This window comes from Kribbella sp. CWNU-51, from assembly GCF_054073265.1.
Window position 1 is genome coordinate 119,013 of record NZ_JBSXMZ010000057.1, and the last position, 13,054, is coordinate 132,066.

Below are 13,054 nucleotides of genomic sequence, written 5' to 3' on the forward strand. Positions count from 1 at the left end.
CGCGCCACTCTGGAGCGATGTTTGTTCGACCGCCCCTCGTGATGCCATGAGTCTGGCGCACCACATCGCGGTGGTGCTGAGCACCGCCGCCGCACCGAATCCGCAACCCGATCACGTCACGGCCGCCGGTCAGACCGCGAACCAGGCTGCGGAAAGCAACAGCACGTTCGCGGACATCGTCACGGCCCTCGGGCCGACCGGGATGATGCTGGTGGTCGCCGTGGCGGCGTTCGCCCTGTACGTCCTCTCGCTGTCCCTGCACCCGAACGCGAAGTGCAACCGGTGCAAGGGCGCCGGCCGTCACCGCGGCGCGGTCTTCAGCTACGCCCAACGCCCCTGCAGCAGTTGCAAGGGCCGCGGCGTGCACCCCCGGCTAGGACGCAAGGTCCTCTTCAAGGAACCATAGGAGCCATAAGCAACTATCAGGCCCAGAGCTGGCCTTCGAGGCGGTCCTCGGCCTCGTCGATGGTGCCTTCGTACGCGCCGGTGGACAGGTACTTCCAGCCGCCGTCGGCGACCACGAAGGCGATGTCCGCGGTCTGACCTTCGCGGACGCACTTGGCCGCTTGGCCGAGCGCGGCGTGCAGGATCGCGCCGCTCGAGATGCCGGCGAAGATGCCCTCGTTGTCGAGGAGTTCGCGGACCCGGCGGACGGCGTCGCGGGGGCCGACCGAGAACCGCGCGTCGATGAGCGTCTCGTCGTACAACTCCGGGACGAAGCCCTCGTCGAGGTTGCGCAGTCCGTAGACGAGTTCGCCGTACCGGGGCTCGGCGGCGACGATGCGTACGTCGGGCTTGTGCTCGCGGAAGAACCGGCCGGCGCCCATCAGCGTGCCGGTAGTGCCGAGGCCGGCGACGAAGTGGGTGACGGACGGCAGGTCGGCGAGGATCTCGCGGGCGGTGCCGTCGTAGTGCGCCGCCGCGTTCGACGGGTTGCCGTACTGGTAGAGCATCACCCAGTCGGGGTGCTCCTCCGCGACCTGCTTGGCCACCCGGACCGCCTCGTTCGAGCCGCCGGCGGCCGGGGAGGAGATGATCTCGGCTCCCCACATCCGCAGGATCTGGCGGCGTTCCTCGGAGGTGTTCTCCGGCATCACGCAGACCATCCGGTACCCGCGCAGCTTGGCCGCCATCGCCAGCGAGATGCCGGTGTTGCCCGACGTCGGTTCGAGAATCGTGTTCCCGGGCCGCAGCCGGCCGTCCTTCTCCGCGTCGACCAGCATCCGCAGCGCGGCCCGGTCCTTGATCGAGCCCGTCGGGTTGTGGTCCTCGAGCTTGGCCCAGAGCCGGACGTCGGCCGAGGGCGACAGCTTGGGCAGCCCGACCAGCGGCGTACCTCCGACCGAATCGAGCAGGCTGTCGAAGCGCATGATCAGCCGCCGGCCACCGCGGGCAGCACGACGACGACGTCGCCGTCCTTCACGCCGGTCTTCAGGCCGCCGGTGAACCGGACGTCCTCGTCGTTCACGTACACGTTCACGAACCGGCGCAGTTCCTCCGGCTCGCCCTCGACGATGCGCTCCTTCAGGCCCGGGTAGGCGCCGTTCACGTCGTCGATGAACTCGGCCAGGGTCGCGCCGTCGCCGCTGACCGCCTTCTCACCACTGGTATAGGTGCGCAGAATCGTCGGTACGCGCAGCTCGATCGCCATATCTCAGTTCTCTCCTTCAGTCTCTTCATATGAACCAACCACGCGCACTTCTTCTTCCACGACCTCGCCGTCGAGGATCCGGTACGAGCGGAACTCGACCGGTCCGTCGTACGCCGGGGAGTCCGCGCCGTCCCGGGTCGACACCAGCACGTAGTGGGCGCCGGGCTCCTGGGCGAGGTTGATGTCGGTGCGCGACGGGTACGCCTCGGTGGCGGTGTGCGAGTGGTAGATCACCACCGGCTCTTCGTCGCGCTCGTCCATCTCCTTGTAGAGCCGGAGCAGATCACCGGAGTCGAACTCGTAGAACGTGGGCGACATCGCCGCGTTGAGCATCGGCACGAACCGCACCGCCCGGTCGGAACCGGCCGGTCCCGCGACCACTCCGCACGCCTCGTCCGGGTGGTCCTTACGGGCGTGCTCGACGATCGCGTCGTACGTCGCCCTCTCGATGATCAGCACGAGACCACGGTACGGCGGCCATCGGAGCGGTCCCGCCAACCCGGGAGTCGGTCCAGGATGCGGACAGAGAGCTACCAGCGGTCGTGGATCTGGGGGCGGATCAGGTCGTCGTACGTCTGCTGGACGGCGGCCAACTGGTCGGGTGTGAGCGGGGGCAGGGCCGCGGCGGCGACGTTGCCGGCCACCTGGGAGGGGTTGCGGGCGCCGGGGATGACGACGGTGACGCCGGGCTGGTCGAGGATCCAGCGGAGGGCGAACTGGGGCATCGTGGCGCCGGTGGGGACGGCGGGGAGCAGGCGGCGGACGGCCTCGAGGCCGGTGGCGAAGTCGACGCCGGAGAAGGTCTCGCCGACGTCGAAGGCCTCGCCGTGGCGGTTGTAGGTGCGGTGGTCGTCGGCTCCGAAGACGGTGCTCTCGTCGTACTTGCCGGAGAGCAGACCGCTGGCGAGCGGGACGCGGGCGATGATGCCGACGCCAGCCTTTTGGGCGGCTGGGAGCACTTCGTCGAGGGGCTTCAGGCGGAAGGCGTTCAAGATGATCTGGACGGACGCGACGTTCGGCCGGGCGATCGCGGTGAGCGCCTCGGCGCAGGTCTCGACGCTCACGCCGTACGACGCGATCCGGCCCTCGTCGACCAAGGTGTCGAGCGCGTCGAAGACCGCGTCGGTCGAGTAGACCGGGGTCGGCGGGCAGTGCAGTTGGACGAGGTCGATGGTGTCCACGCCGAGGTTGGCGCGGGAGCGGTCGTTCCACGCCCGGAAGTTGTCCAGGGTGTAGTTGGACGGCACCTGCTCGACCCGGCGGCCCATCTTGGTGGCCACGGTGAGGCTGTCGTACTCCTTCAGCACCTGACCGACCAGGCGCTCGCTGCGGCCGTCGCCGTACACGTCCGCGGTGTCGATGAACGTGACCCCGCCCTCGACCGCGGACCGCAGTACGGCAAGCGCGTCGCTCTCGTCGACGTCGCCCCAGTCGCCGCCGAGCTGCCACGCGCCGAGCCCGACGACACCCACATCCCGACCGGTCCTGCCCAACGTCCGCGTCTCCATGAGCCCACCCTAGGCAGTGATGTCGATCCGCCGTTCGGGACCCTCCACAACCTGCCGCTCGACTGCCGGCGTCTCCGCCATGATCAGCTCGCAATGCGCCTCGACAGCGGCGACCACCGCGAGCGGTGCGGCGAACGGTGCGGCGAACGGTGCGGCGAGAGACAGCCTCATCCGGTCGGTGACCTCCAGCCCATCGTCCCGACGGGCCTGCCCCGATCGGATCGTCGGCCGAGCCCTCGAACAGTCCGGACTCCGCCTCGTCGTGATCGAACCGGACCCGCCGGACCTAGAACGGTGGCGGATCGCCGGTCGTGGGAACCCGCGCATCGGCGTCGGGGCTCGAGTGATCACGGCTTGGGTGTTCGGGGTTCGGCGCGCGGGGTTGGGTGATCGGACCGCAGGCGGATGGAACGGTCGTGTAGCGATGACCGGTGGGGGTGGTCAACGTGATGGAGCCGTCGGGATGACTGATCGTGCTCCAGCCCCAGGCGGCGGTGTCTTTGATGACGTGGTGATATTCGCAGTACGGCGCCAGGCCGGTCAGGCTGGTGGTCCCGGTTCGGGCGAACGGGGTGGTGTGGTCTCGATCGCAGTCCCGGGAGGTCCGGTTGCAGCCGGGCCAGGCACAGACCGGGTACCGGGCGAGCAAGGTCTCGCTCACCAGGGCGCCGGGGTCGTGGCGGGTGGTGGACGCTTCCAGGACGGCGCCGTTCACCGGGTCGGTCAACAGCCGCCGCCAGGTGCCGTCGTGGGCGATACGGCGAGCCATCTCGGCGGGGATGGGGCCGTAGCCGGTGAGCTCGGCAGGGTCCTCGTCCAGGCCGAGCAGGGTGGAGGCGGGAACGACGACTTCGATGTGGGGTCGCCGTCGATGCTGGTCGGGGAGTCTGCGGCCGAGCCAGTCGAGTCCGTTGCGCAGGATGTGTTCGAACAGGTCTGCGGTGACGTCGGCGCGGCGCTGTTCGGCGGTCCGGTCATCCTTGACCAGAGCCGCGCTCTGGGCGTCAGTCGGCGCGTCCGACGTTGGTCTTGTGTCCGCGGTGTCAACGGCTGATCTCGTAGCGGCCGCCGTGACGGGGGTAGCGGCAGCGGTTGGGGTGGTGGCCGTGACGGGGGTGAGGGCCGGTTCGCTTGAGGTGACGCCTTCTCTTTTGGCGAGCTTGGCGATGGCTTGGATGGCGACCCACATCTGCTGGATCTTGTCGGCGGTGTGGACGATCCACAGTCCTGCCATGCCCTCGGCCAGCGGGACGATCTTGCAGGTGCGATCGGTGACTGCGGCGCGATGTCTGGTGGCGGCCTCGCGGGTGGTGTGTTTGGCGACCTGCCGGCGCAGGGACTCGAGCAAGTTCTTATGGGTCTGCGAACTGGCGCGCTTCAGCACGTGCGCCTCGACCGCTTGGGCTGCGTCGACGGACAGGCCGCGCGTCGCCTCGGAGATGGCCAACGCCTTGCCCCAGGTCAGTGCGCCACACCTCAGCGCGGTGTGCGTGGCCGACAGGGTGGAGGTAAGTCGTAGTGCGGTGTCGACGCGGCGACCGACTGTGTCCGGAGACAGGCCGAGCGCCAGCGCCATCTCGCCGTACCAGGAACGTTCCGGGGCGATCGGACGACCCTTCGAATCCAGCTGAGTGGGGCGCGGCGACTCGCGATGCTCGGCCTGGCGCTGACGGTAGAGCGAAGCCATTGCGGCAGCCTTGATCGACTCGGCCCAGCCGGACAGCTTGCTGGCAGCCTTCATCAACTCGATCAACGCCATCGGCGACATCGCCTGCGGCCGGGTCCCCTCCAACTCGGTCGCCAACTGACCGCCGGGCGGCAGGAACACCCACGCCGGGGCCTCGCGGCGCAACAACTCGCGCTCCGCCTCGTCCTGATCGACCCCGTCCCACAACTCCCACTCCAGGGCATCCACACGCGAGAACCGACTCCGGCCCAGCACCGCATCCAGCTCGGCATCCAACTGGTCCTGCTCACTGATAAGCCTCGGGCCCTCTGGATCGTCAGGATCCTCGGGGATGTAAGCGTCGGCCGGCGTCGGTAGATCCTGGGGGATGTAAGCGTCGACCGGCATCGGGAAATCCTCGGGCGGCGAGACCAGCCAGGCGGGGGCATTGTCTGGCCCGGAGAGAAGACCGGTCGCTGCGCGGCTGGGCGCGTCTGTACGGCCGCACACGGCCGGCACGGCGGTGACCTTGTGGTCGCCGCCCGGCGGAATGACTGACACCTCTCTCATGCGCTCATATTAGAACACCTGTTCGATTGATTCAAAATCGACCAGGCCGATATCAACGCCTGCATCGCGGCTCAGGCCTTCTCCACGCTCACCACGAGGTCGGTTCCCGAGGCGACAGTGAACGCAACCTCGACGGCCAGCGTCTCGACGGCGATCAGTTCGCGATGCGCCTCGACAGCGGCCACCACCGCGGGTGGTGCGGCGAGCGACAGCCTCATCCGATCGGTCACTTCCAGACCCGCGTCCCGGCGGGCCTGCTGGACCGACCGGATCACGTCGCGCGCGGTCCCCTCCGCCTCCAGCTCCGGCGTGACCGTCGTGTCCAGTACGACGAACCCGCCGTCCGCCAGCAGCCCACTGGCGGAGCCGCCCTCGGCCAGCGTGGTCTCCAGGCTGTACTCCCCGTCCAGCAACTCGATGCCCCCAGCAACAACCGCGCCGGCGGCCGACACCGACCAGTCGCCACTCTTCGATGCCTTGATCACCGACTGCACATCGCGCCCGAGCCGCGGTCCCGCCGCCCGCGCGTTGACGGTCAGCCGCTGCGACACCGGCGCATCCACCGCGTCCGCCGATGTCAGCACGACCTCGCGGACGTTGACCTCCGCGGCGATGACCGGCCCCAGCGGCCGCAGTGCGTCCGGATCGGCAACCGCGACCGTGAGCCGATGCAGTGGCTGGCGGGCCCGGATCCCCTCGGCCTTGCGGATCGCGGACGCGACCGAGCACACCTCCCGGGCGCGCTCCATCCGCTCGACCAGCTCGGGGTCGTCCGGCAGATTGTCGACAACAGGCCAATCGGACAAGTGCACCGACCGCTCACCGGTCAGGCCGCGCCACACCTCCTCGCTGACCAGCGGGAGCAGCGGCGCCACGGTCCGGCAGAGGATCTCCAGGGTCGTGTACAGCGTGTCGATCGCCTCGGCCGAGCCCGCCCAGAAGCGGTCCCGCGAGCGCCGGATGTACCAGTTCGTCAGGATCTCGACGTACGCCGCGACCGCGTCACAGGCCGACGCGATGTCGTAGCGATCGAGATCGTCGCGGACCTCGGTCACGAAGATCCTCAACCGCGCGAGCAGGTAGCGGTCCAGCTCGTCCGGGGATTCCGTGGACCGGCGCGCGTCGCGGCCGGCGGCGTTCGTGTACAGCGCGAAGAAGTACCACGCGTTCCACAGCGGGATCATCACCTGGCGGACGCCCTCGCGGATGGCCTGCTCGGTGACGACCAGGTTGCCGCCGCGCAGGATCGGGCTCGACATCAGGAACCAGCGCATCGCGTCCGCGCCGTCGCGGTCGAACACCTCGGACACGTCCGGGTAGTTCCGCAGCGACTTGCTCATCTTCTGCCCGTCGCTGCCGAGCACGATCCCATGACTCAGGCATGACGTGAACGCCGGCCGGTCGAACAGCGCCGTCGACAACACATGCAGGGTGTAGAACCACCCTCGCGTCTGACCGATGTACTCGACGATGAAGTCGCCCGGGAAGTGGTGCTCGAACCAGTTCGTGTTCTCGAAGGGGTAGTGCACCTGCGCGAAACTCATCGATCCCGAATCGAACCACACGTCCAGTACGTCGGGCACCCGGCGCATCGTGGACCGCCCGGTCGGGTCGTCGGGATTCGGTCGCGTCAGCTGGTCGACGTACGGGCGATGCAGATCCGGTACGGCGACGCCGAAGTCGTGCTCGAGCTCCTCGACCGAGCCGTAGACGTCGATGCGTGGATACGCCGGGTCGTCCGATCGCCAGACCGGGATCGGGCTGCCCCAGAAGCGGTTCCGGCTGATCGACCAGTCCCGCGCGTTCGACAGCCACTTGCCGAACTGCCCGTGCTTCACGTGCTCGGGGACCCAGGTGATCTGCTCGTTCAGCTCGACCATCCGGTCCCGGATCCGGGTCACCTCGACGAACCAGCTCGACACCGCCTTGTAGATCAGCGGATTCCGGCACCGCCAGCAGTGCGGATAGCTGTGCACGTAGCTGTCCTCGCGCACCAATGACCCGGCCGCGTGCAGGTCCCGGATGATCGGGCGGTTCGCCTCGAACACATGCAGGCCCTGGTACGGCGGAACCACGGGGGTGAACCGGGCTCCGTCGTCCACGGTCAGCAGGGTGGGGATCCCGACGGCGTCACACGCGATCTGGTCCTCCTCGCCGTACGCCGGGGCCATGTGGACGACGCCCGTACCTTCATCCGTGGTGACGTGCTCGGCCGCGATCACCTGGAACGCCTCGCCCGTCCCCCACACCTCGGCGTCCGCGAAGAACGGGAACAACGGGGTGTAGCGGCGACCGATGAGCTCCGAGCCTTTGAACCGCCGCAGTACCTCGGTGTAGCCGTATGCCTCGAGCCGCGCCTCGGCGAGGATGGTCGGCCCCGCAGGATCGTCGACAATCGCATAGTCGACATCCGGACCGACGGCCATCGCCAGGTTGCTCGGCAGGGTCCACGGTGTCGTCGTCCAGGCCAGCAGCCGCTCGCCCGTCTCCAGCTGGACCGCCACCGTCACGGACGGGTCCTGACGGGGCTGGTAGACGTCGTCGTCCATCCGCAGTTCGTGGTTGGACAGCGGGGTCTCGTCGTTCCAGCAGTACGGCAGGACGCGCAGGCCCTCGTACACCAAGCCCTTGTCGTAGAGCGTCTTGAACGCCCAGATCACCGATTCCATGTAGCCGGGATCAAGCGTCTTGTAGTCGTGGTCGAAGTCGACCCAGCGCGCCTGCCGGGTGACGTAGCTGCGCCACTCGTCGGTGTACTTCAGCACGGACGCCCGGCAGGCCTCGTTGAACTTCTCGATCCCCAGCGCCAGGATCTCGGCCTTCGTCTTCAGCCCGAGCACCCGCTGGGCTTCCAGCTCGGCCGGCAGCCCGTGCGTGTCCCACCCGAACCGCCGCTCCACCCGCCGCCCACGCATCGTCTGATACCGCGGTACGACGTCCTTCACATACCCGGTGAGCAGATGCCCGTAATGCGGCAACCCGTTCGCGAACGGCGGCCCGTCGTAGAAGACGAACTCGTTCGCCCCGTCCTCCCCCGCCGCCCGCTGCTCCACTGAAGCCCGGAACGTCCCATCCGCGCCCCAGTACCCCAGAACGCCGCGCTCAACCGCCGGAAAGTCCGGACTCGACGTCAGCTCACTGCCAACCTTCGGATAGCTCACTCAGCGCATGTTATGCAGCGGAGCTGCCAACGGGAGTACTTCGCGGCCCGATTGCCACGAATCCTGACGGCGTGAGGACGCCGAGGCGGCAGGCCGCCTCGATCACCTCACCGAGCAACTCGAGCCATTGGTCCACGTCGGCGGCCCGCAGGCCCACGTCGAGTCCGAGGCCCTGGCCGCCGGCCAGGTACACCTGGGTCGCGCCAGTCTCGCGGGCGGCCATGAGGTCCTCGGCGATCTGCCGGGGCGATCCGCCGAGGAAGGGCCGGCCGTCCCCGAGCGGCTCACGGGTGACCGGGGTCGGCCAGGGCACCTGGTTGACCACCATGAGGTCCGCGGGGTCGCGGCCCGCCTCCCGGGCGGCGTCATGGAACGCGAACACGATGCCGCGCAGTTCCTGCGCCGAGGAGGTGATCGGGATCAGGCCGTCGGCGATCCGGCCGGCGCGTTTGATGGCGGCCGGCGAATTCGTGGCCAGCAGCACCGGAATGCGGGCCTGGACCGGCTTGGGGTTCACCTGCGACGGCGCGATCCGGTAGAACTCGCCTTCGTGCCGGACCGGGTCCGGGGCCCACGCGGCCCGCATCGCGCTGATGAATTCCTCCGTGCGGGCGCCCTTGCGGCTGCTCGACACGTTCGCCGTCTCGAACTCGTTGTGCTGCCAGCCCTGTCCCAGACCGGCGATGACCCGGCCGCCGCTGAACCGGTCCAGGGTGGCCAGCCGGCGGGCGAGCATCACGGGCACGTGCAGCGGCGCCACCAGGACCGCGGTGCCGAGCTTGACCCGCTCGGTCACGGCGGCGACATAGCTCAGCGTCTCCAGCGGCTCGTACGTCGAGCCGTAGAACTCGGGCAACATCTCGGGTTCACCCCCCGTCCACAGCCTGACCTTGTCGAGCGGGCGGAGCAGGCGCTCAAACGTCCACAAGGCGGTGTAGCCGAGCCGTTCGGCCTCCTTGGCGACCTTGACGATCGTCTCCGGCGAGGTCTGCGGCCCGGCGGTGGGCAGCGCGAGACCGAGTTCCATGGGTCCTCCAAACAGGTGAAGTCATCAACGGGTTGTCAGAGATCGCAGCCCCGACGAGACGTGCAGGCGGGCCGGGTGGACCGCTGTTCCTATATATTAGAACCGTGTCCAATATAGTAGATCCGCTGGCCGTGCAGATCGCAGCCCGCATCCGCAGTGAACGGGAACAGCGCCGATGGACGCTGGCGCAGGTCGCGGACGCCTCCGGTGTGTCCCGCGCGATGATCAACCGGATCGAGCGCGCCGAGAGCAGCCCCACCGCTGTCGTCCTCGGCAAGCTGGCCGCTGCCTTCCAGGTCTCCGTCTCCGCCCTCCTCACCCCGGCCGAGGCCACTGGGGTGCACCGGATGGCCGACGCCAAGGAATGGCACGATCCCGCCACCGGATATCGCCGGCGCCAGATCACCGGGCCGCAGTTCCCCGCAGACATCGCCGAGGTCCACCTGCCGCCCGGGGCCCGCGTGCCGTATCCGGCAGCATCTCTGGCCTTCCAACGGGAGGCCGTCTGGGTGCTCGACGGACGGCTGACCTTCCACGAAGGCGACGCGGTGCACGAACTGAACCCTGGCGACTCGATCGAAGTCGAAGGACCCGTCGCGTGCGTCTTCGCCAACACCAGCGATGCCGAGTGCCGCTACGCGATCATCCTCGCGCGGGTCGAAAGGCCGTGACCTGTCCTTGTGCGTCAGCGCATGTTGTGGAGGAGGGCGGACTGGAGGTAGCCGAGCCAGTCGTAGAGGTCGTACGTCAGGCGGCGGGGGTCTTCGTCGGGGAGCTTCTCCCAGGTGGAGTAGTCGTCCTCTTCCTTGATGTCCAGCCGGGTACCGATGGCCAGGCGGAGGTCGTTCAGGGCGCGCAGCCAGGAGAGCTGTTCGTCGGGTTCGAGGGCGATCTCGTCGGCGCCGGACTCCTCGAGGGCGGACAGCACCCGCCGCGCGTCGGTCACCTTGCCTTCGCGCAGGCCGCGCTCGGTGAAGCGGCGGAACTCGGCCGACGCCATGTCGTCGGCCTTGTAGGCGTCCGGCAGGAGTCGCTGGAGGACGACGTCCTCGGGCGGGGAGGTGGGTCCGTCGTTGTCGAGCAGGGCGGCGAGCGGGTCGGACGACTCGGTGGCGCGCGGCGGCATCCCGTCGTACAGGAGTTCGACCAGGTTGCGGAGCAGGTTCGCCAGGATGTCCGCCTCGTGCTCGGCGAAGCTGACGACGACGGTCTTGCGGTGCTTGCGGAACCGGGTCACGACTTCTCGCAGGTGGCCCACAGGCCGTAGGTGTGCATCGCCTCGACGTCGCGTTCCATCGCCTCGCGGTTGCCGTTCGAGACCGCCGACTTGCCCTCCTGGTGCACCTGCAGCATGAGCTTCTCCGCCTTCTTCTTGGAGTAGCCGAAGTAGGTCTGGAACACGAACGTCACGTAGTCCATCAGGTTGACCGGGTCGTTCCAGACGATCGTCACCCACGGAGGGCTCAACTCGATCGCCTCGTCGACCTCGGGGCTCTCGAGTTCGCTTGGTGCGGTGCTCACCGGTCCATTCTCTCCATCATCGGTTCGTGGTTCGCAATAGGCTGCCTTTGTGACGCACTCGACCGCGCTCCTGACAGACCACTACGAGCTCACCATGTTGCAGGCCAGTCTGGCCGACGGCACGGCACAGCGCCGCTCGGTCTTCGAGCTGTTCGCCCGCCGGCTGCCCGACGGCCGCCGGTACGGCGTGGTGGCCGGCGTGAACCGGCTGCTCGACGTGCTCGAGCGGTTCCGTTTCGACGACCGGGCGATCGCTTTCCTGGCCGATCACGGCGTTGTCGACCAGGCTACCCGCGACTGGCTGGCGGACTACCGGTTCACCGGCGACGTCTCCGGATACGCCGACGGGGAGATCTTCTTCCCCGGCTCCCCGGTGCTGGTGGTCGAGTCGAGTTTCGCCGAGGCCGTGCTGCTGGAAACCGTCTTCCTGTCCATTCTGAACCACGACTCCGCGGTCGCCTCGGCGGCCTCCCGGATGACCTGGTGGGCCGGTGGCCGGCCGTGTATCGAGATGGGCTCGCGCCGGACCCACGAGGAGGCCGCGGTCGCCGCGGCGCTGGCAGCGTACATCGCGGGCTTCGCCACCACCTCCAACCTGGAGGCGGCCAGACGGTACGGCATTCCGAGCGCCGGTACGGCGGCGCACTCGTTCACGCTGCTGCACGACACCGAGCGGGACGCGTTCACGTCCCAGGTCGATGCCCTCGGCAAGGGCACCACGTTGCTCGTGGACACGTACGACGTGGCCGAGGCGGTCCGGACCGCGATCGAGATCACCGGTCCCGAGCTCGGCGCGGTCCGGCTCGACTCCGGCGACCTGCCGTCGCTGGCCGGGCAGGTCCGCGAGCAACTGGACGCCCTCGGCGCCACGAAGACCCGGATCATCGTGACCAGCGACCTGGACGAGTTCCAGATCGCCGCGCTCGCCCCCGCGGCGGTAGACGGGTACGGCGTGGGCACGTCGCTGGTGACCGGGAGCGGGTACCCGACCTGCGGGTTCGTCTACAAGCTGGTGGCCCGGGAGGACGCGAGCGGGGCGCTGATCCCGGTGGCAAAGAAGAGCCCGGACAAGATCTCGATCGGCGGCCGCAAGTGGGCGCTCCGGCGTCGCTCGGCCACCGGGGTCGCGGAGGTCGAGCTGATCGGCGTCGGCGAGCAGCCGGTCGACGACGGGGACGACCGCGTCCTGCTCAAGTCGCTGGTCGAGGCCGGCAAGATCGTCGGGCGTACGACGCCGGCCGAGTCGCAGGCGCATCACCTGAAGGTCCGCGACGAGCTCCCCCGCTACGCCAGCCAGCTCAGCCGCGGCGAGCCGGCCATCCCGACCGAGTACACCGGCGACTACGACGCCCGCAACCCGTTCCTCGCCCGGAGCCACACGTGAGCACCGAGCTCGACCCGACCACCGAGCCGGACGGGGTCGGCGGTGCTGAGGAGTGGCCGCCAGAGGCGCCGGCCTCGGTGACGGATGTGCTGATCGCACTGCGGTTCGCCGACCGCGCCGCCCGGAAGGCGGTCGGCGCCGAGCTGGCCGGCACCGGACTGCACACCGGCCAGGAGCTCGTGCTCGCCAAGCTCCTGCACCACGGCTCCCTCCCGGTCGCGAAGCTGGCGAAGGTGCTGGATGTCGAGGTCCCGACCGCGACCAAGACCACCCAGCGGATGGAGGCCGCAGGCCTCGTCCGCCGGGTGAAGAGCAGCACCGACGCCCGGCAGGTGGGTATCGAGCTCACCGACCGTGGCGTCGAGCTCGCCCACACAGTCCAAGAGGTCTACGACCGAGCCGGCCGCCGCGCCCTCGCCGACCTGACCCCCGAGGACCGCCGCCTCCTCCGCAACCTGCTCTGGACCATCACCACCACGCTCGAAGGCAGCCCCTAGCGCCAATACCGTTCAGTTAAGATGACAGTCGTGTAGTTTGGGTGCATGCCGCGGGCGGGTTGGAAGAAA

The 13,054-nt window shown here is 68.8% G+C and carries 14 protein-coding genes; 4 read left to right on the plus strand and 10 right to left on the minus strand.

The genetic code is table 11. The features are described 5' to 3' along the window. Positions 1 to 46 precede the first annotated feature (46 nt). Positions 47 to 406, plus strand: a complete 360-nt coding sequence (locus ACXC9Q_RS39580; RefSeq protein ID WP_457061978.1) for a hypothetical protein — start codon at positions 47 to 49, stop codon at positions 404 to 406. A gap of 16 nt (positions 407 to 422) precedes the next feature. On the opposite strand, the gene ACXC9Q_RS39585 is transcribed toward ACXC9Q_RS39580, so the two are convergent. The 8 genes from ACXC9Q_RS39585 to ACXC9Q_RS39620 form a co-directional block, all read right to left on the minus strand. Continuing rightward, positions 423 to 1,370, minus strand: a complete 948-nt coding sequence (locus ACXC9Q_RS39585; RefSeq protein WP_457061979.1) for a PLP-dependent cysteine synthase family protein — start codon at positions 1,368 to 1,370, stop codon at positions 423 to 425. A gap of 2 nt (positions 1,371 to 1,372) precedes the next feature. Continuing rightward, positions 1,373 to 1,651: a MoaD/ThiS family protein gene (locus tag ACXC9Q_RS39590; protein WP_457061980.1), complete on the minus strand. Its 279-nt coding sequence runs from the start codon at positions 1,649 to 1,651 to the stop codon at positions 1,373 to 1,375. 3 nt (positions 1,652 to 1,654) lie between these two features. Then, entirely contained in the window at positions 1,655 to 2,110 is a 456-nt protein-coding gene (locus ACXC9Q_RS39595) for a Mov34/MPN/PAD-1 family protein (RefSeq protein WP_457061981.1), read from the minus strand. Between the two features lie 71 nt (positions 2,111 to 2,181). After that, the gene (locus tag ACXC9Q_RS39600; RefSeq protein WP_457061982.1) at positions 2,182 to 3,159 is read right to left on the minus strand and encodes an aldo/keto reductase; all 978 of its coding nucleotides are present in this window, start codon (positions 3,157 to 3,159) and stop codon (positions 2,182 to 2,184) included. A gap of 9 nt (positions 3,160 to 3,168) precedes the next feature. After that, positions 3,169 to 3,330: a hypothetical protein gene (locus ACXC9Q_RS39605; RefSeq protein ID WP_457061983.1), complete on the minus strand. Its 162-nt coding sequence runs from the start codon at positions 3,328 to 3,330 to the stop codon at positions 3,169 to 3,171. A 115-nt stretch (positions 3,331 to 3,445) separates the two neighbouring features. Next, the gene (locus ACXC9Q_RS39610) at positions 3,446 to 5,233 is read right to left on the minus strand and encodes a DUF222 domain-containing protein (RefSeq protein WP_457061984.1); all 1,788 of its coding nucleotides are present in this window, start codon (positions 5,231 to 5,233) and stop codon (positions 3,446 to 3,448) included. A 233-nt stretch (positions 5,234 to 5,466) separates the two neighbouring features. Next, complete coding sequence (gene ileS / locus ACXC9Q_RS39615; protein WP_457061985.1) at positions 5,467 to 8,556, minus strand: isoleucine--tRNA ligase; 3,090 nt, start codon at positions 8,554 to 8,556, stop codon at positions 5,467 to 5,469. Between the two features lie 10 nt (positions 8,557 to 8,566). Continuing rightward, positions 8,567 to 9,583: a TIGR03619 family F420-dependent LLM class oxidoreductase gene (locus tag ACXC9Q_RS39620; RefSeq protein WP_457061986.1), complete on the minus strand. Its 1,017-nt coding sequence runs from the start codon at positions 9,581 to 9,583 to the stop codon at positions 8,567 to 8,569. Between the two features lie 104 nt (positions 9,584 to 9,687). Between ACXC9Q_RS39620 and ACXC9Q_RS39625 the strand changes: the two genes are divergently transcribed. Continuing rightward, on the plus strand, positions 9,688 to 10,254 hold the full coding sequence (locus ACXC9Q_RS39625) for a helix-turn-helix domain-containing protein (protein WP_457061987.1): 567 nt from the start codon (positions 9,688 to 9,690) through the stop codon (positions 10,252 to 10,254). A 14-nt stretch (positions 10,255 to 10,268) separates the two neighbouring features. Here ACXC9Q_RS39625 and ACXC9Q_RS39630 read toward each other — a convergent pair whose 3' ends face one another. Then, positions 10,269 to 10,820 carry a DUF2017 domain-containing protein gene (locus tag ACXC9Q_RS39630; protein WP_328523367.1) on the minus strand — a complete coding sequence of 184 codons (552 nt, stop codon included), beginning with the start codon at positions 10,818 to 10,820 and terminating at the stop codon, positions 10,269 to 10,271. Beyond that, on the minus strand, positions 10,817 to 11,104 hold the full coding sequence (gene clpS / locus ACXC9Q_RS39635) for an ATP-dependent Clp protease adapter ClpS (RefSeq protein ID WP_328523368.1): 288 nt from the start codon (positions 11,102 to 11,104) through the stop codon (positions 10,817 to 10,819). The genes ACXC9Q_RS39630 and clpS overlap by 4 nt, the downstream gene beginning before the upstream one ends. Before the next feature lie 94 nt (positions 11,105 to 11,198). On the opposite strand from clpS, the gene ACXC9Q_RS39640 reads away from it, so the two are divergent. After that, positions 11,199 to 12,488: a nicotinate phosphoribosyltransferase gene (locus ACXC9Q_RS39640; protein WP_457061992.1), complete on the plus strand. Its 1,290-nt coding sequence runs from the start codon at positions 11,199 to 11,201 to the stop codon at positions 12,486 to 12,488. Continuing rightward, positions 12,485 to 12,985, plus strand: a complete 501-nt coding sequence (locus ACXC9Q_RS39645) for a MarR family winged helix-turn-helix transcriptional regulator (protein WP_457061989.1) — start codon at positions 12,485 to 12,487, stop codon at positions 12,983 to 12,985. Before ACXC9Q_RS39640 ends, ACXC9Q_RS39645 begins: the two co-directional genes overlap by 4 nt. Positions 12,986 to 13,054: the final 69 nt, after the last annotated feature.